Raw genomic sequence first — 19,010 nt, 5'->3', positions numbered from 1 at the left:
GAAGGCGCACCATGGACCGATGACGGAACCACTGGCGCTCGCGTCGAGACGTGGGCGTTGGGTTGTCGCCGCCACCGTTCTCGGCTCGAGCATGGCTCTCCTCGACGGCACCGTCGTCAACATTGCTCTGCCGCACATCGGCGAGGACTTGAATTCTGGTGTCGCCGGGCTGCAGTGGACTCTCAGCGGATACACCTTGGCATTGGCGTCGCTGATACTGCTCGGCGGAGCCCTCGGCGATCGTTGGGGTCGGCGGCGGGTATTCGTGTGGGGGACGGTCTGGTTCGCGGTCGCGTCGTTGCTGTGCGGAATTGCACCTGACATCACATTTCTGGTGATTGCGCGGATCCTGCAGGGAGTGGGAGCTGCGCTCTTGACGCCTGGCAGCCTTGCCATCATTTCCGCGTCACTTCGCGAGGAGGACCGCGGTGCGGCCATCGGCTTGTGGTCGGGCTTGGGTGGTGTCGCCGGCGCTATCGGTCCGCTGTTCGGCGGTTGGCTGGTGGAAGTAGCGGGATGGAGATCGGTGTTCCTGCTCAACATTCCGTTGGCGATCGTCGTGGTGTGGGCAGCGGTGCGCCACGTGCCCGAGAGCCGCGATCCGCATCCGCCCGAGCACCTGGACGTGGTCGGATCTGCCTGCGCAGTAGTCGGTCTCGGGGCGCTGACGTACGGGCTGATCGAAGTCAACCCGATAGTCGGGCTGGTCGGGGTGCTCGCGCTGTGCCTGTTCGTTGTGGTGGAACGTCGATCGCCGAGTGCGTTGGTGCCGCCGTCCCTGTTTCGTTCGCGGATGTTCGTCGCGGCCAATCTGGTGACTCTCGCGGTCTATGCGGCGCTTGGCGGTGTGTTCTTCCTGCTCGTGCTGCAATTGCAGTTGGTCGCGGGGTACTCGCCGGTGGCTGCCGGCGTCGCAACGGTACCGATCACCTTGGCATTGTTGCTGTTGTCTTCGCGCGCGGGCAGTTACGCGCAGACGCACGGACCGCGATTGCCGATGACGGTCGGGCCCGCCGTTGCCGCGGTGGGGTTGGTGTTGATGACGCGGATCGGCCCGGATGCGTCGTACCTGACCGTCGTGCTGCCGGGAGTTCTGGTCTTCGGGCTCGGCCTGGCGGTGATGGTGGCGCCGTTGACTGCGGCCGTGCTCGGCTCGGTGCCGGTGGAGCAGTCCGGAATCGCGTCAGGTGTGAACAATGCCGTTGCTCGCACGAGCCAGCTTCTTGCGGTTGCGGCCTTGCCCGCTCTCGTGGGCATTGATGCCGAGAGCCTGGTCGATCCGTCGAGTTTCTCCGACGGTTTCCGGTACGCGATGTACATCTGTGTGGCTCTGCTGTTGATCGGTGCGGCCATCGCCGCGACGCTGATTCGTACTCCGGCAGTCGAGCCTGTTCAGGAAGCGGATTCGGTTGCCTGCAAGCCGCATTGTGATCTGACGGGACCTGCAGTGCAACCGAATCCGATGAGGGACTAGACGCTGATGTCGCGATCTCGGCTGGGCACCAAGGGGATTGCCGCGGCTGGAAATGCCGCGACTATCGCGAAAGCGAGCGGGTAGCCGACCGCGCCGATCAGCGCACCGACCACCGGGCCCACTGCTGACGCGGCAATGAACTGGCCGGTGTTCTGTGCGCCCAACGCTTTTCCTTGCCATTTCGGCCCGGCAGCTTCGGCGACGGATGTGAACGCCAAACCGTTGTCGGCGACGCTGACGGTTGTTGCCAGCAGCAGGATCAGGGCCGGAACGCCCCAAGGCGCTGCGCCGGCTGCTGCCATGGCCAACATGACCGCGGACGCGGAGACGGCAACCAACCTCAGCGGGCCTACTCTGCTTCCGGCACGATCACTCCAGATGCCGACGACGATGCGGCCGAGCGCACCCACGAACTGGGAGATCCCGATCAGGAGTCCAGCGGGCGCCGCATCCCAGCCTTGCTCGCTGATCAGCCAGACCAGACCGAACGTCGAGAGGGTGAACTGCGGAAGTACCAGCAGTGCCGAGACGACGTGAATGCGCCAGAGGAACCAGTTCGAGCGATAAGGGTTGATCGTCTCGACCGGGATATCTGTGGACCGTGCCGCCGGGCGCGGGGGATTGACCAATGCGACGGCACAGATCAGGGCGAGGACGCCGTTGAGCGCCACCGACAGTCCGACGGCCGAACCGATTCCTACATTCGCGGCGAGAGTCGGGATGGTCAACGACGCAATGGTCACGCCCAGTGGCTGTGACATCTGCCTGATGCCCATCGCAAGGCCGCGCCGATCCTTGGGAAACCAGCCGACCACAACACGCCCACTGGCGGCGTTGGTGCTCGCCGCAGCCATTCCGCCCAGTAGAAATGCGATCCCGAGGAGGGCGTAGTTGTCGGTGGTGGTCGCGGCGAGCGCGGCGATCGCCGTCAGCGCGAGCCCGATGGAGATGACCCATTTCTCACCGAATCTGTCGGCCATCGCTCCCCACGCCACCAAGGTGAGAACCATGCCGAAAGTGGGTGCAGCGGCCAGGGTTCCGGCTTGCGTCAACGAGAGACCGTGCTCGGAATGCAGCAGGGGGATCAAAAAGGCGGGGGTGCTGACGAAGACGGTGCCTGCGGCCTGGGCTGCGACGCCGATTCCGAGCATCGTCCACGCCTTCGGGGAGACGGCCGTCTTTTCCAAGCGCGACGCCTGCGTCATGGTGCCCTCCGATTTCTACGCTGTTCGACGATGCCGACGCTACTCGCGTAGTTTCACATGTTGAAACCGGAATCCCATTATTTGGTCAAACGTGGGCGGCCCAGGGTGCGAAGTGCCCACCCCTTTTCGAGCGAACGGTACGACGATCGCCCTGGGTGCGCCGAAAGGTACGTTCGCTCGGGAAGGGGTCAGCGATGAGGCAGGCGAACCGTGAAAATCGTGCGCCCGTCCACCTGGTCGACGCCGATGGTGCCGCCGTGCAAGTGCACGTTTTCGACGGCGAGGGAGAGCCCGAGTCCGCTGCCCTCGCTGCGTCCGCGCGCGGTGTCGACCTTGTAGAACCGCCGAAAAATCGCCTGCCGGTCTTCGGGTGAGATGCCGGGGCCGTGGTCGACGACGGTGATGACGGAGAAACCGGGTTCTGCGCTCAACTCGACGCGAACCGGAGGCGCTCCGTGGCGCAGTGCGTTGCCGACGAGGTTGGCGACGACTATGTCGATTCGACGCGAATCCACTCTGGTGCTGACGTTTTCGGGTGCACGGAGTTCGACGGTTTCTGTCCAACCTCGGCTCTCGAGTGTGCGCTCGGTCAATTCGACGAGGTCGACGTCGTCGAGGACGAGACGCGCCTGTTGTGAGTCGTGGCGCGACATTTCGATCAGATCTTCGACAAGTCGAGTGAGCTTGCCGATCTCACTGCTCACGATGCGCGCTGCAGCGGCGGCGTCTGGCGGAAGATTAGGGATCTCTTCGCGGAGGATTTCGCTGACCGGAACCAATGCCGCCAGCGGCGTTCGAAGCTCGTGGGAGACGTCGGCGACAAATCTTCTCGACTGCTCTTCCGATTCTTCCAGACCTCGGATGACCGCTTCGTTGCGAGCGACCATGTTGTTGAATGTTGTTGTGACCTGGGCAAGTTCGGCTACTCCGTCTTCGGGGAGCCGGACGCTCAGGTCGCCGTCGGCGGCGCGGGCGGCGGCCTCGTCCAGGCGTTTGAGCGGACGGACCAGCGTCGACGCGATCCAGAGTCCGAGCAGACCGCTCACCAGCACACCCGCCGCGAGGGTGAGACCGACAGCTCGAAGCAGGTCGTCGAACTTGTCCTGCACCCCTACCAGCGGCCGGATGGTGACGGCTTTGACCAGTGTCTCGTTGTCGTAGCCGTCGTCTGCAGTCATGTCCACGACATTGACCGACATTCCCAACATGATGCGCTGGGAGTCGAGTCTCTCGAAGCGGATCAGTTTGGGACTGTCCAAACCCTCTTCGAAGCTGGGTGGGATCGTTGCCGCATCCACTGATCCTTGACGGATGACTTCGCCGTCGACGATCAGAGTCATGTCGGACTGGAAGATCTGGTCGAGGGTGTCAGGTGTCAACCCGTCTACCGGCGGTCCGTTGCTGTACTGCAGTTCGTCGCGAAATTGTGCCGTTGCCACGTCCTGAGCGTTGGAATAGATCCACGACCGCGCCATGAACGAGACGACGCCTGCGGTTGCCCCGGCGATGATCACGACGATTGCGATGAACACGAGCACGAGCCTGGTCCGAAGACCGTCGACCCGAAGCCAGGTCGGTCTCATCGGGCCGGGCTGGTGTTGAAGCGATACCCGAACCCGCGCACCGTTTCGATCACGGTCGGTGTGGCTGGGTCGTCCTCGATCTTTCCGCGCAGCCGCTGCACTGCTGCATCGACGATTCGTGAGTCGCCCAGGTATTCCTGGTCCCAGGCTGCGGACAACAACTGCCTGCGGCTGAGAACCTGTCCGGGGTTTTCGGTCAGCGCCAGTATCAGTCGGAGTTCGGTCGGAGTCAGGGTCAGCAGCGTCCCGGCTTTGCGTACCTGCAATGACGACCGATCCAATTCCAGGTCGCCGAACTTCTCTGCGCCCGGCGCCACATCTGAACGCGTCGTTGCGGGCGCCGAGCGCCGCACGACGGCTTTGATCCGAGCATCGAGGACACGCGGACTGGCCGGTTTGACGACGTAGTCGTCGGCACCGGCCTCGAGGCCGGCAACAGTGTCGATGTCGTCGGATCTGGCGGTCAAGATGATGATCGGGATCGAACTGCGCGTACGGATGCGTCTACAGATCTCGTAACCGTCGGCTCCTGGCAGTCCGAGGTCGAGTAGGACGAGGTCGGTGGAGCCGAGGACGTCGTCGAAATCGCCGTTACCGTCGGGGCGATGGCTGACGTTGTGCCCGAGTCGGTTCAGTCCCAACGTGATTGCCTCGGCCACCGCTGGATCGTCTTCTATGAAAAGAATGCTCACCATGAGCTCACCTTGGACTCGCCATGATCAGGGGCCTTCTGCGGTCGGAGGAATCTCGGTCAGCCAAGGGTACAGGGGTCACACTTTCGAGAGCCGTTCGTTGCCTGAGTCTGCCAGTACCGCGTGCCGTGCGACGCTGGTGTTCAACGGAAATGCCGACACGGCGAGGGTGTAGCAGCCGACGAGCAGTAGCGCACCGATCACGTCACTCGGCCGGTGCCATTGCAACACGACTACCGAGATCGCGGTCCCGATGGTGATCAGCGCGCCGTTGACTGCAACGACTGCCCGCCACCTCGAGGGTGTGACGAGCACGATCGCGCAGACCAGAGCAGCGATGGCCGTCAGTGTGCCGCTGGGGAAGGAATTGTGCATCACCAGACCGTTCAGGTCCGGTCGATCCAACGATTGTTTGAGAACCCAGGCCGTCGTGATGGGACCGAGGGTCACGACGACGACGCGTAGGGCCAGCGCAATCGGGTTGTTGCGCAATGTGATCATGAGTGCCACGAGCACTCCTCCCACTATCAGTATCGGAGTGACGAGGCCGATGAACTCGGTGGAGAACACACTGAGTCCTTCGGAAGTGGCCGCGCCCACCATGAGTTGTTGGTCGACGATCTGACCACCAGTAGTGTTGACTGCCAGTTCGAATTCGACGACTCCGAGGATCAGGAGTGCCAGTGCGGCAATCAGTCTCGCGGGTTTGACTCGAGTCATGATCAGCCTTCCGCTCTCTCGTCCGAAGGGTTGCTCAGTTGGGGCGGGCATTCCCCGCCGGGAGTGGTTGCCAATTCGAAATGCCACATCTCGTTGGCATAGGTCTGACAGAGGCCGTAATCATTGCCGTGCTGGATGAGCCAGTCGTCGGCGTCGGTCGGTCCGATGTCGACGGCTTGTCCGCTGACATGCTTCGACAGGCTCGGGGAGTGCACCCATTTGGACGCTTCGTTCATGCTGCCGTACTTGACGACGGCTTCGTCGAACAGTCGCTGTTGGTATGCGGCGGACCGCCAACCCGAGGTGACGTGCATGTTCACTCCGGAGGCCTGTGCGTCGGCCGCTGCCGACTGCAGCGCCGCGAGCAGTGCGGAATCGAGACGGGCCAGTGCAGGTACATGGGTATCCTGCACGCTGATGCCGTCCTCGATCTCGCCGCCTGCAGGTCCTGAATCAGGCTGAGTGGCAAGGTAATTACCACTCTTGGGCTTTGCTTCTTCTGTGTACGAGCATGCGCTGAGCGTGAGCGCACCGAGTACGACTGCACCGAGTGCGGCGAGGCGGATTATTCCGCGGTGGCTGGGCATACAACAGAGACTGCTCGGTCAGTGTCACCGTCAGGTGGTCGCCGTTCGTCGACGGTGTCACGGTCTGAAACAGCTCTGTAACAGGACGGAACGGGGCTGGTGAGCGCGCTTTACGCGGGGCGCGGGATCGATGCGAAAGTCGACAGTTCGAACCACGAAGGCAAGCTACGACGCAACGCCGTAGGCCCCGAAATGGTGACGTCACCTGACCGTATGGCGTCCGACCAGGTCAGGTTACCGCGCCAGATCTCGGTCATCGATCGCAAGCCCGCAGAGACCGACACCGCAACGTCGAAACCCGGATCGATATCGCACATGTCCACCTCCCCGGAATTGATGACGAGCCACCAGTTTCGCGAATGTTCACGCACTCCGGAGAAAACGAAGTGCACCACGGTCTTTCCGTCGGGAACCACGGAGTGATCCACGCGTCGATGCATGTCCCACAGCAGCAGTTTCGGATCCAGGTCTTCATCGCCCAGCTCGCCGATCCACCTGGTACCCCAGATTCCGAGAGCTTCGACCACAGGGCGCAGTTCTCGGCCCGCGTCGGTCAATCGGTAACGGACGACGCAGTCGGTTTCTTCTCGCTCCACGATGCCGGCGATCGCGAGTTGGTGCAGCCGCGTGGAGAGCAGAGTCGGTGACATTCGCGGAAGTCCGCGTCGGAGATCGTTGAAATGGTCGCTTCCCATCATCAGTTCGCGCAGGAGAAGCAGCGTCCACCGCTCGTCGAGTAGCTCCATCGCCTTGGCGACGGGGCAGAACTGGTGGTACGAGGACCCCATCATTCGATCGTAGGCCTCTGGAGTGCTCCGGTACAGATTTCGTACTGGAGCGGAGTGAACCGTCGTCGTAGCGTCGAAGTAACGGCATGAATGTTGTCGGGCTCCGAGGTTGTTGGGCTCCGAGTACCAAAAATATTGAAGGAGAACGGTAATGAGTGAATCGACGGAAACGCTCGGGCTGGATCGTGAGCTGAAGGCCAAGCATCGGGCCATGTGGGGTCTCGGTAACTATCCGGCGGTGGCCACGCAGGTCATTGCGGAACTCGGGCCGGTACTGGTCGGCGAGTGCGGTGTGCAGAAGGGTGACCGCGTGCTGGACGTCGCGGCGGGGTCCGGCAATGCCGCCATTCCGGCGGCCGCGCTGGGTGCGCAGGTGATTGCCACTGACCTGGCTCCCGAATTGTTCGTAGCGGGTAAGGAGGCCGCTTCCCTCGCCGGAGTCGAATTGGACTGGCAGGAGGCCGATGCCGAGGCTCTTCCTTTCAGTGACAACGAGTTCGACGTGGTGCTTTCGTGCGTCGGTGTGATGTTCGCACCGCATCATCAGCGCGCCGCGGACGAACTTGTGCGAGTGTGCCGACCCGGCGGAAAGATCGGAGTGCTGAGTTGGACTCCGACGGGATTCATCGGCGAGATGTTCAAAACGATGAAGCCGTACGCACCGCCGCCGCCTCCTGGTTCGCAGCCGGCGCCTTTGTGGGGCGATGAGAACCATGCTCGTGATCTGCTCGGCGATGTGGCCACGAGGAAAGACGTACTTCGTGTGGACACATTCAGAGGGCCGGAAGAGTTCCGTGATTTTTTCAAGAAGAATTACGGGCCGACCATCGCGGTGTACCGGAACATCGTCGGCGATCCTGACCGAACGCAGGCGCTGGACCGCGATCTGCTCGAATTGGCGGAAAGGTACGGCAGCGGAAGCGAACCGTTCACGATGGAGTGGGAGTACCTGCTGGTCACCGTGACGCCCGGTGGGGGAGGTGCGTGATGACGACGGTTGAGTTCGCGCCACTGAAATCGGCGATCACAGGTTCTGTGTTCGGCCCCCGAGATCCGGAGTACGACGACGCCAGATCGATCTGGAACGGGCAGATCGATCATCGTCCGGCGGTGATCGCCAGGTGCCGGTCGGCGTCGGATGTGGCTGTGGCACTTGCATTTGCCAGAGCCCATTCGTTGGAGGTTTCGGTCAGAGGTGGCGGGCATTCCTACCGAGGCACATCGGTGTGTGAAGGCGGCGTGATGATCGATCTCAGTGCGATCAACGTAGTCAGCGTCGCCCCGTCAGCGAAGCGAGCCAGGGTCGGTGGTGGTGCGACGATCGCCGACCTCGACAAGGCGACGCAGGAACACGGGTTGGCGGTGACCGGCGGAGTGATCAGTGATACCGGCGTCGGTGGCCTGACACTCGGTGGTGGCATGGGGTGGTTGACCCGCACGCTCGGCCTGGCGATCGACAATCTGGTGTCGGCAGAGGTGGTGCTCGCCGACGGTTCGATCGTTCGAGCCTCCGAGAACGATCACAGCGACTTGTTCTGGGCACTGCGCGGTGGCGGCGGAAATTTCGGAGTGGTCACCGAGTTCGAGTACCGTCTGAGCGAGATCGGTCCGGAAGTGCATCTGGGACTGTTCTTCTGGGGGATGGAGGACGGACCCGCAGCGCTTCGTCTGTGCCGCGAGGTAGTGCCTGCCCTGCCGAGAAATGCGGGTGCGATGGTTGCCGTCAGTTTGTCCGCGCCGCCGGCGCCGTTTGTCCCGGATCAATTTCACCTACTGCCCGGATACGCGTTGCTGGTAGCCGGTTTCGGATCGGAAGTAGAACACTCGAACGCGATTGCGCCGATTCGAGAGGGCTTGCCGACGCTTTTCGAGTTCGTCACTCCGATCCCGTACGTCGGCTTGCAGTCGATGCTCGACGAATCGGAACCGTGGGGTGCGTACGCCTATGAGAAGGCTTTGGACCTGGTGGATTTCTCCGACGACGTGATCGATGTTCTGACCGAACAAGCGGGCAAGAAATCGTCGCCGATGTCCTTCATGCCGATCTTTCCGCTGCAGGGAGCTTTCACTTCCGTCGGCGAGGACGACACAGCGTTCGGTGGTTCTCGCACACCGCATTACGTGTGCAATATGACGGCGACGGCCACCGATGCCGGGACGCTGGAATTGGATCGATCGTGGGTGCGTGAGACCTGGGAAGCCTTGCGTCCGTTCTCATCCAACCAAGGCGGGTACGTCAACTTCATGACCGACGTCGACGAGGACCGAGTGCGAGCTTCCTACGGCGCGGGGAAGTACGCGCGGTTGTCCGCAGTCAAGGCGAAGTACGACCCGGACAACGTGTTTCACCTCAATGCAAACATTCTGCCTGCGTGAAGCTTGTGCTCAGACCGTGAACACCAGTCAGGCGGTGAACACCAGGATGACGACGATCAGTGCGGCCAAGACGATGACGGCGACCATGCCGGTCATGGCGAGGGGAGCCCACGCGACTACCTTGTCGCGGGTGCTGGCATCGGCGGGTCCGGTCGGCATCCGCGGCGGCCAGGAGAACATGTCCATCGGACTGGGAACATTTCGCAGTGGCGTGTTCTGTTGCACTGCAGGAAGTCCGGTGACCGTGGAGCCGGTCAGGCGATTGCGGCGGTGTGGGTCGGCGAGTTGTGTGGTGCGGTGAGCCCAGGCCGGCACGGCGCCCTCGGACGAGTAGACGGGAGCGTCGATCAACTGATCGATCGTGCCGCCGCCGGTCGCGGCTGCGGCGAGCGCGTCGCGTGCCTGAGCCATCGTCGGCCGACGGGTCGGGTCCGGCTCGAGGAGCTGAAGGAGAACATCGGTGAGCGGTCCAGACTTGGTGGGTCGGTAGATCTCGGCCTTGGCGACACGATGCAGTAGGGCGATGGCGTCCGAGTCGATGCCGAAGGGCGGTTGGCCCTCGATCACCGTGTAGAGCGTCGACCCGAGTGAGAAGACGTCGCTGGCCTCGGTGGGGTCGTCGCCGCGGGCAACTTCGGGTGCGAAGTACGCGGGAGTGCCGGTGATGACCTCGTCCTGGGTGTCGGACACGTCGCTCTTTGCGCGGGCGATGCCGAAGTCGCTGATCTTGACGGTGCCGAGGGACTTGCCTCGGTCGGCGATCAGGATGTTGCCGGGTTTGATGTCGCGGTGGACGATGCCGGCGGCGTGCGCTTCGGTGAGTGCCGCAGCGATCTGCGCGCCGATCTGCGCGACTTCGAGTGGTGGCAACGTGTCCGCCAGGTTCATGGCCTGGGCGAGGCTGCGAGCCGGGAAGTACTCCATGACCAGCCAGGGTTCGCCGGACTCGATCGCGACGTCGTACATGGCGATGGAGTGGGGATGGGTGAGCTTTGCGGCGTTCCTGCCCTCGCGCAATGTACGTTCACGGACCTCTTCGGCCGTTTCGGTGTCGAGGCCTTCCGTGCTTGTGACCTGTTTCACCGCGACGTCACGGCTGAGGAGGGTGTCGCGGGCCAGCCAGACGGCGCCCATCCCTCCGTCGCCGATCTTGGAGCGGAGTCGGTACCGCCCCGCCAGCAGGTATTCGGGCCCGATGCCCCTCCCGGTCTGCTCTTGAGCTGTCACATCTCAAGGTTAATGGATTGATGCCACTGTGACGCTCGAGGCTCCTGTGAACTGGGTTTTTGGCTCTGCTTGACGTGTCGGGGGTGACACGGTTTACTGAAAACAGTTCGAAAATATGTTCGAAATTGCTGTTCGTTGGATGCATGTCAGACCCGACTTCCCCGCGGTTTGCCGGCTGGTTATGGATTGCTGCCGAGTGAGTTTTTCCGGTGTTCCGGAGGATGGGGATGACCGAGGTGACCGAGTTGGTAGAGCTGTCGGCAGATGCGGCGGGGTTGTCCCGTCAGGATCGGCTGGCACAGCTCCGCCGACAGATCGCGTCCATTCCCTCGCGAGGCGATACGTCGTTTTCGGGACCGAGTGTTTCCGGGCCCGGTGTTTCTGTGGCCGGTGTTCCTGTGGCTGGTGTTTCCGGGACAAGTGCAGCGGCCTCCGAGAGTGTTGCCGACCGGGACAGGCCGGTCGTGGACCGTGCGCACAAAGCCGGTGTCCTCCCGGTGCCGGAGGGTATCGCCGCATTGTTACCGCAGGGCGGTTTGGTGCGGGGAACCGTGGTGTCCGTCGAGGGTGCAGCGTCCTTGCTTTTGGGATTGGTCGCGTCGGTGACGGCGTCCGGAGGGCATGTTGCAGTCATCGGGCAGCCTCGACTGGGATTGCTGGCGGCGTACGAGATGGGTGCGCAACTGGAACGTCTGGCACTCATTCCGGCGCCTGGGCCGGATCCGGTCGAGATCGCCGCCGTGCTGCTCGACGGTATGGATCTGGTGATTCTGGGATTGGCGGGTGCGTCGGTATCCCCGTCGCGTGCTCGGGCGGTGGTCGCACGTGCTCGGAGCAAGGGCTCGACTCTTGTTGTCACCGAAGGTCACTGGGACGGAGTCGAGGTTCGGTTGGACGCTCGGGTTCATGGCTATGGTGGGTTCGGTCAGGGTCGGGAGTTGGGGCGTGGACGGCTCAGTTCCCTGAGCCTCGCGGTTCGTGCTCGGGGGCGCTCGTTCCAGCCCCGGACCACGCGTCTGGACATCTGCAGTGCAGCCGGGCGGGTCGAGTGGGTACCTTCTCGGCCGGTTGAGGATGTGTCGTCGCAGGTGGTGTCGGAGCAGGTGATGCCGGAGCAGGTGGTGTCGTCGCAGGTGGTGTCACTGTGAGCAGAGTTCTGGCGTTGTGGTGCCCGGACTGGCCGGCGGTGGCAGCGGCAGCGCTTGCCGATCTTCCGGCCACACATCCCGTCGCGGTCACTTCGGGTAATCGGGTGATCGCATGTTCGGCGACGGCTCGTGCGGAGGGAGTGCGACGAGGCCTGCGCCGACGCGAGTCGCAGGCTCGCTGCCCGGAACTGTATGTGGCGATGGCAGATCCGGAACGCGATGCAAGATTGTTCGAGCCGGTGGCCGCGGCCATCGACGCGGTGGCACCGGGCGTCGAGGTACTCCGTCCTGGTTTGTTGGTGCTCAGCGCGCGTGGTGTCAGTCGGTACTTCGGTTCTGAGGAAGCTGCGGCGGAACGATTGGTGGATCAGGCATCTGCTGCGGGTGTCGAGAGTCAGGTGGGGGTGGCAGATCAGCTGTCCACGGCGGTCATTGCCGCGCGCCGGGCAGCGTTGGTGCCGCCGGGGGAGGGGGCACGGTTTCTGGCGCCGCTACCCATGCCGGAGTTGGCGGCCGAACCCAGCCTGTCTGCACCGCATCGCGGGGAGCTGGTGGATCTGCTGCGCAGGCTCGGGATCAGAACCATCGGTGCTTTTGCGGATCTACCGGCAGTGGACGTCGCTTCGCGTTTCGGTGCCGATGCGGTGCTCGCGCATCGTGCGGCGCGCGGTGAACCCGAACGGCCACCGTCGGCGCGGACACTTCCGCCGGGCCTGGAGGTGGAGCAGCATTACGATCCGTCGATCGAGCGGGTGGATGCCGCAGCGTTTGCCGGGCGCGCCTTGGCGAGTCTCCTGCACGACAAGTTGTCTGCTGCCGCGGTGGCGTGCACCCGTCTGTCGATTTCGGCCAGTACGGGTAACGGTGAAAATCTTTCTCGGACTTGGCGTTGCGCCGAACCTCTGACGCCGGAGGGAACGGCCGATCGAGTGCGATGGCAACTGGATGGCTGGCTCACCGGGCGCAGTGAGACCCGGCCAACCGCAGGCATAGCCGTGTTGCGTCTGGAACCGGTGGAGGTGGTCAGTGCCGGCGCTTTGCAGTTGGGGCTGTGGGGCGGTGTCGGCGACGAGGAGGAGCGAGCCAGGCGAGCATTGGTGCGCGTGCAGGGTCTTCTGGGTGGCGAATCGGTTCAGGTCGGTGTCCTGAGCGGAGGTCGAGGGCCCTTGGAGCGAATTACCTTGTTGCCCTTGGGTGACGAGCGGGTAGCTACCCATGATCCGACAGCCCCGTGGCCGGGCCGTCTGCCACAACCGTCTCCGGGGTCGATCTTCGTCGACAATCCCAAGGTGTGGCTGGGGGATGTGGCCGGTAACGCCGTGTACGTCACTGAGCGCGGTGTCTTCAGTTCGCAGCCGGGAAGGCTGAAGTGGGGGAGCAAGGAATGGGCAGTGCAGGGGTGGGCCGGGCCCTGGCCGGTTGACGAGCGATGGTGGGACGCTGCCTCGGCACGCACGGCGGCGCGGGCTCAGGTTCTGTTGGAGGAATCGCGTGCGCTGCTGATGATCTGTGAAGGCGGTGGATGGTCGGTGGAGGGTGTGTACGAATGAGCTCGCAGGTATAGCCAGCTGTACCCGCCTGGTCGAGTCGACTGTACGAACAGTAGGGGCGTTGGCACCATCGTCATGCCGTCGCTCGGCTCCTAGCGTTGATGACATTCAAAAAGTAACCGTTGCAATGATTCTCACCGTTGCAACTCTTTACGAGGAGTGTCATGGCAACGGCGGGTCGACCTGAAGTTTCCGGAACCGATCGACTTCACTACGAGCAGACGGAGCTGCACGACGCACAACTTCTGGCGTACGACGAGTCTGGCGAAGGCCGGATCGTGGAGGTGTTCGGCGATGTCGCCACAGCCGAGCACATCGTCATCTTCGTGCCTGGCAACGACAACGGATTGGGAAACTACTTCGACGAGAACCGTCCGACCGGACCACGAGCGAGCGGATGGACACTGGGAAGAATGCTCCGAACGCTCGGACCGGACGATCACGTCGCGGTGATCGTGTGGGTCGGCTATCGGACGCCGTGGGGATTTCTCGAGTCGTTCTCGCGGACACTCGCAGAACGCGGTGCGATCGATCTGGCGCGATTGACACACATCCTGCCGCGTTTGGCGCATGTCACGCTCATCGGACACAGCTACGGGGCCGTGGTGTGCGGACTCGCCCTCCCGTCGGCGCGAGTAGACGATTGTGTGGTGCTTGGTAGCCCGGGGATGGGGACCAGTTCTCGCGAAGACCTGTGCTTTGCCGGAAATCTCTGGGCCGCGCTGGGGCCGTCGGACTGGATTCGGTATTTCCCACGCGTGAAGATCGGTCGCCTCGGGCACGGCCCGTCTCCAGTTCGGGCGCAGCACGGAGCTGTTGTTTTCGACACCGGTGCCATTCGAGGGCATTGTGGATACTTCGCCGATGCAAGCGAGTCGCTGCGCAACATCGCGAGGATCGGGCTCGGTCGCTACGACGAGGTCACGCGGCCAGGGCAGTTGCCGCCTCGGCTGACAGCTTCAGCAATCCACGAGGACAGGTCTATCCTGGGAACTCGTGAGTGTCGCTAACGTACGAAGTGCCGGCGGGGTCCAGATCAGCTACCGCGATTCCGGCTCGCATCCCAGTGTTGCCGATCTGCCTCCGGTAGTCCTCGTGCACGGAATGGGTGGCGACAGCGGTACCTGGGACAAGTTCGCGCGGACCTTGCGATCACGCAACCGGCGAGTTGTCTCGGTCGATCTTCGCGGCCACGGCCGGAGCGCTCGGGCGTCGTCGTATCTGTTCGACGAGTTCGCCGACGACGTCATGGACGTGTGTGATCATCTCGAACTCGATCAGGTGGATCTCGTCGGCCATTCGCTCGGCGGGCACGCGGCGTCGTTGATCGCGCAGAAACGACCCACCGTGGTGCGGAAGTTGGTCATCGAGGAAGCGCCGTTGCCGCTACGCACAGGTGACGCAGAACAGGTATTCGCGAGGAAATTGCCGAGTGTGCCAGAACTGTGGCATGCAACAACAAGTCTGGTTCGGCACCCGCGAGCTGCGCTCACGTTCGATCGCTCGATGACGCGGTCCGCGCTCGAGCAGTTCCGCCGACCGGATCCGCAGTGGTGGGATCGGTTGCCGCTCATCGAAGCTGACATGTTGTTCCTGCGTGGAGGTCTGGGCGGGATGGTGGATCCCGATCGCCTCGACGCTGTTGCAGCCACCGTCGCGCGCTGCGAATTGGTCTCGTTCCGTACCGGCCACAGTGTCCATCGCGACGGCCATCGCCAATTCGAATCCGTTGTGTTGCCGTTCATTTCCTGAAAGCGCAATACTCGATCAGTTCCGGCAAGAACCCATCCGCTACGCGTGCGGCACCGAATGTACTTCCATGCATACCAACGGCAACGACTGGTCCCCACACGAATACGTCGACGCGGTAGCACGATCCGTTCACGGTGAGACCGTCCGATGGCCGCAGGGACCGAGTATGGATGCGGTGATCGTTCTGCCAGTTCATGCCCGAAACCATCCGGGGAAGAATGCGGTTCTGCTCTGGAATCACGACTTCGGTTGGTCGTGGGGTGTCGAGGAGGCTGACGTGCGAAGGACGATTTCGATTGTCGACCCTCTCGGTATCGGCCGGACACCGGATCCGCTGCGCTGCGCGGATCGAGTCATCGAACTGATCAGCGCCGAGGCAGTTTGCTCGCGCATGTGTAGCGAACACTGATTCGGTCAACTCTGGGGCCACAACGCCTCCGAGAGGACGACGCCCGTGAACCCAGAGAACGTTCCTGCCTCGCACTGTCATTCATTGCCGCGCCGGACGTTCCTCGGTGGCGTCGGTGCTCTTGTCCTCGCCGGAGTGGCAGACGTGGCAACCGGCGCGGCGAGCGCGGCGCCGGCGAAAGCATCGCCCGCCGATCGGTTTCCGCAGAAACCCAACATCGTTGTCATCATCACCGATCAGGAGCGCCGGCCGATGTATTGGCCGCAGGGCTGGGCTGATCAGAATCTGCCCAACCGCAAGAGGATTGCCGATCACGGGCTGACGTTCGACCAGGCAGTGTGCAATACCGCGATGTGCTCGCCCAGTCGTAGTACGTTCTTCACCGGCCTCTTTCCCGCGCAGCACGGGGTCACCAGAACCCTCACCGAAGGCGGCACTGTCTCACCCACCGAGCCACAGTTACAAGTCTCCGAGCAGAACATGGCAAAGCTGCTGGCGTCGGCCGGCTACAACGTTCAGTACCGGGGGAAGTGGCATCTGAGCAAAGGCGTCGAGGGTGGAGATCCGACAAGTGACGATGTAGCGGGATTCGGCTTCGAAGGGTGGATTCCCCCCGACGCGGGTCAGGACACCAATCCGGACCACTTCGGTGGCGGGTGCGCCGACCATGATCGCCGTGTTGCCGAGGAGGCAGTCGATTTCCTCTCCGGATCTGCGGTCACATCCGGGCAGCCTTGGGCGCTCATCGTCTCGTTCGTGAACCCACACGACGTCCTCGCGTACCCCCAGACCTGGAATGCGATGAACGGAACGTGCGACAACTATGGATCGGACGCGCCAGGCGCCTTCGAGCAGGGGATCGACTTGCCGCCCACTTTCGACGAGATCCTGGCACTCAATCACAAACCGACAGCGCAGGTTCAGTCGGAATTGCTACTCGCAGCCGGGCTCGGGCCGCTGCTCGGGCCTGATCAGGCACGCAACTACATCAACTTCTACGCCTACATGCACAAGGTGGTCGACGAACACATCGGCAGCGTGCTCGACGCGATCGAAGCCACCCCGCAGATGCTCGACGACACGGTGATCGTACGGATGTCCGATCACGGAGAGATGGGGATGTGCCACGGAGGTTTGCGGCAGAAGGTGTTCAACGCCTACGAGGAAACGCTGCGCGTTCCACTGGTCATCAGCAACCCCCTGCTGTTTCCCGAACCCGTTCGCACAGACGCCTTGGCGTCGTTGATCGACGTGATGCCCACTCTCGCCACTCTCGCCCAAGCGCCAGCGCGTGAATCGTGGAACTTCTCGGGTACCGATCTGACACCGGTCATCATCGACGCTGCCACCTACCCCCACGGTCCCAGCGCGCAGGTTCAGGACACGATTCTGTTCACCTACGACGATCAGAATTGTGCGACGCCCGACGGTCAGAACATCGTCACGCAGCCCAATCACATCCGCTGCATCCGGGAGAGCCGGTGGAAGTACACGATGTACTTCGATCCTGCGGGAGTTGCTGCGCCGCAATACGAACTCTACGACTTACAAGCCGACCCCTTGGAACTGAACAATCTAGCCAATCCGCTCAATATCGGCTCGTATCGGCCGGATCTGGCGGCTCAGATGAACGCCAAGCTCTTCGCAGTGATGGAGACCAAGGGCGTTTCTCTGAAGGAATAGATCGAATTTCGCCAAAACTGATTCACGTTTCAGTTCTGCGGGCATGCTGATGGGGCATCTGTCTTCGGTTCGGGAAGAAGGAATGTCATGACTGTCACCTCGCCGGGGCGAGAAGGTTTCAGTACTCTTCGGTCGGGAGGGTTGAACTGGGATTCGTTCCCACTCCGATTGTTCACCAAGGGAAATGCCAAATTCTGGAACCCAACCGACCTCGATTTTTCCCAGGACGCTCGTGACTGGCAGGAGCTGACCAGCGAGCAGCAGCGCAGCGCCACCTTCCTGTGCGCGCAGTTCATTGCCGGTGAAGAAGCCGTCACCGAAGACATTCAACCGTTCATGAAAGCGATGTCGACCGAGGGGCGATTCGGCGACGAGATGTACTTGACGCAGTTCTGTTTCGAGGAAGCCAAGCACACCCAGGTCTTTCGGCTGTGGATGGACGAAGTGGGATTGACCAGCGATCTGCATTCCTACGTCGCTGACAATCCGTACTACCGGCAACTGTTCTACGAGGAGTTGCCTTCGTCGCTACGCATTCTCGAGACGGATCCGAGTCCGGTCAACCAGGTGCGTGCCAGCGTCACGTACAACCACGTCATCGAGGGCAGTTTGGCGTTGACGGGCTACTACGCCTGGCAGAAAGTCTGTGCGACGCGCGGAATCCTGCCTGGCATGCAGCAATTGGTGCGAAAGATCGGTGACGACGAGCGACGGCACATGGCTTGGGGGACGTTCACCTGCCGAAGGCACGTAGCTGCCGACGATCACAACTGGGACGTCGTCCAGCAGCGGATGGGTGAACTCATGCCCATGGCACTCGGAATGATCAACTGGGTCAACGATCAATTCGAGGTGCAGCCGTTCGGTTTGGACAATCAGGAGTTCCTCGAGTACGCCGCAGACCGTGCGCAGCGCCGACTTTCGGCGATCGAGTCCGCGCGCGGGCGCGACGTCGCCGAGATCGACCTCGACTATTCGCCGGAGACCCTCGAGGAAAAGTTCGGGGCGGAAGATGCCGCTGCGATGAGTGAGGCGGCCAAATGACAGCGAATTCTACTGGGGCCAAGCCGAGTTCTGGATGACCTCGACAAAATCGATGTGCCGAAATCCCGGCACAAAATGTTCGAGTACGTCAGCGTTGACCGTCCCGAATGTACTTTCGGGACGGTGCTTGAAGCCTTCGGTGAAAGCCTTCAAGATCTGATTCTTGAAATCCGGGCGCGGGTGAGCCGCGGTGACGGCGTCAATGTCGGCCTGGTCGAGTTCGCTGTATCCGATTCCGAGTACATCGGTCTCCACACCCGCTGTCACCAAGGCGATTTCGGGTTCCAATCGGGAGGGGATCTCGGGCGTCGTGTGCAGAGCGATGCCTTCCCACACTGTGCGGATGTCGGTTTCGTCGACTCCGTAGCCGGTGAGGAATCGCCGCGCTTCGTCGGCGCTGTCCAATTCGAAACGTGACGTACTGTCCCGGAATTTCTCGGTGAGCCCCAGGTCGTGGAACATGGCGCCGACGTAGAGCAATTCGGGGTCGGCCTGCAGACCCAGACGCGCTCCTTGAAGCGATCCGAAGAGGAAGACACGTCGCGAGTGGTGAAACAGTAACTCGGACGCCGTATCTCGTACCAGCTCGGTGGCGTCGGCAGCCATCTTCGAATCGGGGATTTTCACACCGGCAATGATCGTGGTCATCGGTACCTGCTCTGCTCGTCGTTGCTGCGAATTTCTCGGTCTATCCCAGTGTCGGTCGAGCACGCCCGCGGGCGCACCCTGATCTCGGCCATACTGTCCACAGATCAGGACGAAGGAGAGCGCA

The 19,010-nt window shown here is 62.5% G+C and carries 18 protein-coding genes; 10 read left to right on the top strand and 8 right to left on the bottom strand.

Annotated elements, in window-relative coordinates:
* Positions 1–19: 19 nt before the first annotated feature.
* Complete coding sequence (locus AC2ETI_RS05825; protein ID WP_029254936.1) at positions 20–1,474, top strand: MFS transporter; 1,455 nt, start codon at positions 20–22, stop codon at positions 1,472–1,474.
* Here AC2ETI_RS05825 and AC2ETI_RS05820 read toward each other — a convergent pair.
* The 6 genes from AC2ETI_RS05820 to AC2ETI_RS05795 form a co-directional block, all read right to left on the bottom strand.
* Entirely contained in the window at positions 1,471–2,679 is a 1,209-nt protein-coding gene (locus tag AC2ETI_RS05820) for an MFS transporter (protein ID WP_483633650.1), read from the bottom strand. The genes AC2ETI_RS05825 and AC2ETI_RS05820 overlap by 4 nt on opposite strands.
* A gap of 188 nt (positions 2,680–2,867) precedes the next feature.
* Positions 2,868–4,211: a sensor histidine kinase gene (locus tag AC2ETI_RS05815; RefSeq protein ID WP_243617069.1), complete on the bottom strand. Its 1,344-nt coding sequence runs from the start codon at positions 4,209–4,211 to the stop codon at positions 2,868–2,870.
* Between the two features lie 47 nt (positions 4,212–4,258).
* Positions 4,259–4,957: a response regulator transcription factor gene (locus AC2ETI_RS05810; RefSeq protein ID WP_019747601.1), complete on the bottom strand. Its 699-nt coding sequence runs from the start codon at positions 4,955–4,957 to the stop codon at positions 4,259–4,261.
* A gap of 75 nt (positions 4,958–5,032) precedes the next feature.
* Complete coding sequence (locus AC2ETI_RS05805) at positions 5,033–5,674, bottom strand: phosphatase PAP2 family protein (protein WP_019747602.1); 642 nt, start codon at positions 5,672–5,674, stop codon at positions 5,033–5,035.
* A 2-nt stretch (positions 5,675–5,676) separates the two neighbouring features.
* Positions 5,677–6,261, bottom strand: coding sequence for a M15 family metallopeptidase (locus AC2ETI_RS05800; protein ID WP_019747603.1), 585 nt, complete (start codon positions 6,259–6,261; stop codon positions 5,677–5,679).
* Positions 6,262–6,371: 110 nt separating this feature from the next.
* On the bottom strand, positions 6,372–7,049 hold the full coding sequence (locus AC2ETI_RS05795) for a winged helix-turn-helix transcriptional regulator (RefSeq protein WP_141487510.1): 678 nt from the start codon (positions 7,047–7,049) through the stop codon (positions 6,372–6,374).
* Positions 7,050–7,200: 151 nt separating this feature from the next.
* On the opposite strand from AC2ETI_RS05795, the gene AC2ETI_RS05790 reads away from it, so the two are divergent.
* Together AC2ETI_RS05790 and AC2ETI_RS05785 are read left to right on the top strand one after the other, a co-directional pair.
* Positions 7,201–8,037 (top strand): class I SAM-dependent methyltransferase, encoded by an 837-nt coding sequence (locus AC2ETI_RS05790; protein ID WP_483633649.1) that lies wholly within the window; start codon positions 7,201–7,203, stop codon positions 8,035–8,037.
* Positions 8,037–9,425, top strand: coding sequence for an FAD-binding oxidoreductase (locus tag AC2ETI_RS05785; protein ID WP_019747606.1), 1,389 nt, complete (start codon positions 8,037–8,039; stop codon positions 9,423–9,425). Before AC2ETI_RS05790 ends, AC2ETI_RS05785 begins: the two co-directional genes overlap by 1 nt.
* Positions 9,426–9,452: 27 nt before the next feature.
* Here AC2ETI_RS05785 and AC2ETI_RS05780 read toward each other — a convergent pair whose 3' ends face one another.
* Positions 9,453–10,652 (bottom strand): serine/threonine-protein kinase, encoded by a 1,200-nt coding sequence (locus AC2ETI_RS05780; RefSeq protein WP_020906948.1) that lies wholly within the window; start codon positions 10,650–10,652, stop codon positions 9,453–9,455.
* 227 nt (positions 10,653–10,879) lie between these two features.
* On the opposite strand from AC2ETI_RS05780, the gene AC2ETI_RS05775 reads away from it, so the two are divergent.
* From AC2ETI_RS05775 to AC2ETI_RS05745, 7 genes are all read left to right on the top strand, one after another.
* A complete protein-coding gene (locus AC2ETI_RS05775) occupies positions 10,880–11,800 on the top strand; it encodes a hypothetical protein (protein WP_483633648.1) in 921 nt (306 codons plus the stop codon).
* The gene (locus AC2ETI_RS05770) at positions 11,797–13,350 is read left to right on the top strand and encodes a DNA polymerase Y family protein (protein ID WP_069145839.1); all 1,554 of its coding nucleotides are present in this window, start codon (positions 11,797–11,799) and stop codon (positions 13,348–13,350) included. Before AC2ETI_RS05775 ends, AC2ETI_RS05770 begins: the two co-directional genes overlap by 4 nt.
* 164 nt (positions 13,351–13,514) lie before the next feature.
* A complete protein-coding gene (locus tag AC2ETI_RS05765; protein WP_483633647.1) occupies positions 13,515–14,360 on the top strand; it encodes an alpha/beta hydrolase in 846 nt (281 codons plus the stop codon).
* Positions 14,347–15,102, top strand: coding sequence for an alpha/beta fold hydrolase (locus tag AC2ETI_RS05760; RefSeq protein ID WP_020906952.1), 756 nt, complete (start codon positions 14,347–14,349; stop codon positions 15,100–15,102). The genes AC2ETI_RS05765 and AC2ETI_RS05760 overlap by 14 nt, the downstream gene beginning before the upstream one ends.
* 67 nt (positions 15,103–15,169) lie before the next feature.
* Complete coding sequence (locus AC2ETI_RS05755; RefSeq protein ID WP_092763793.1) at positions 15,170–15,511, top strand: DUF6292 family protein; 342 nt, start codon at positions 15,170–15,172, stop codon at positions 15,509–15,511.
* Between the two features lie 45 nt (positions 15,512–15,556).
* Complete coding sequence (locus AC2ETI_RS05750) at positions 15,557–17,194, top strand: sulfatase family protein (protein ID WP_483633646.1); 1,638 nt, start codon at positions 15,557–15,559, stop codon at positions 17,192–17,194.
* 87 nt (positions 17,195–17,281) lie between these two features.
* Positions 17,282–18,238, top strand: coding sequence for a R2-like ligand-binding oxidase (locus AC2ETI_RS05745; protein WP_019747614.1), 957 nt, complete (start codon positions 17,282–17,284; stop codon positions 18,236–18,238).
* Between the two features lie 9 nt (positions 18,239–18,247).
* Here AC2ETI_RS05745 and AC2ETI_RS05740 read toward each other — a convergent pair whose 3' ends face one another.
* Positions 18,248–18,886 (bottom strand): HD domain-containing protein, encoded by a 639-nt coding sequence (locus AC2ETI_RS05740; RefSeq protein WP_020969087.1) that lies wholly within the window; start codon positions 18,884–18,886, stop codon positions 18,248–18,250.
* Positions 18,887–19,010: the final 124 nt, after the last annotated feature.

It is taken from the genome of Rhodococcus sp. MurmanLake-1 (assembly GCF_056945715.1).
This window is presented reverse-complemented; position numbering and strand designations above follow the sequence as displayed.

Excerpts from the sequence above, each read along its gene's own strand:
- AC2ETI_RS05765 (WP_483633647.1), top strand. The coding sequence starts at position 13,515 with ATGGCAACGGCGGGTCGACCTGAAGTTTCCGGAACCGATCGACTTCAC.
- AC2ETI_RS05740 (WP_020969087.1), bottom strand. The coding sequence starts at position 18,886 with ATGACCACGATCATTGCCGGTGTGAAAATCCCCGATTCGAAGATGGCT.
- AC2ETI_RS05790 (WP_483633649.1), top strand. The coding sequence starts at position 7,201 with ATGAGTGAATCGACGGAAACGCTCGGGCTGGATCGTGAGCTGAAGGCC.
- AC2ETI_RS05785 (WP_019747606.1), top strand. The coding sequence starts at position 8,037 with ATGACGACGGTTGAGTTCGCGCCACTGAAATCGGCGATCACAGGTTCT.
- AC2ETI_RS05745 (WP_019747614.1), top strand. The coding sequence starts at position 17,282 with ATGACTGTCACCTCGCCGGGGCGAGAAGGTTTCAGTACTCTTCGGTCG.
- AC2ETI_RS05825 (WP_029254936.1), top strand. The coding sequence starts at position 20 with ATGACGGAACCACTGGCGCTCGCGTCGAGACGTGGGCGTTGGGTTGTC.
- AC2ETI_RS05795 (WP_141487510.1), bottom strand. The coding sequence starts at position 7,049 with ATGGGGTCCTCGTACCACCAGTTCTGCCCCGTCGCCAAGGCGATGGAG.
- AC2ETI_RS05800 (WP_019747603.1), bottom strand. The coding sequence starts at position 6,261 with ATGCCCAGCCACCGCGGAATAATCCGCCTCGCCGCACTCGGTGCAGTC.
- AC2ETI_RS05775 (WP_483633648.1), top strand. The coding sequence starts at position 10,880 with ATGACCGAGGTGACCGAGTTGGTAGAGCTGTCGGCAGATGCGGCGGGG.
- AC2ETI_RS05805 (WP_019747602.1), bottom strand. The coding sequence starts at position 5,674 with ATGACTCGAGTCAAACCCGCGAGACTGATTGCCGCACTGGCACTCCTG.
- AC2ETI_RS05755 (WP_092763793.1), top strand. The coding sequence starts at position 15,170 with ATGCATACCAACGGCAACGACTGGTCCCCACACGAATACGTCGACGCG.
- AC2ETI_RS05810 (WP_019747601.1), bottom strand. The coding sequence starts at position 4,957 with ATGGTGAGCATTCTTTTCATAGAAGACGATCCAGCGGTGGCCGAGGCA.
- AC2ETI_RS05820 (WP_483633650.1), bottom strand. The coding sequence starts at position 2,679 with ATGACGCAGGCGTCGCGCTTGGAAAAGACGGCCGTCTCCCCGAAGGCG.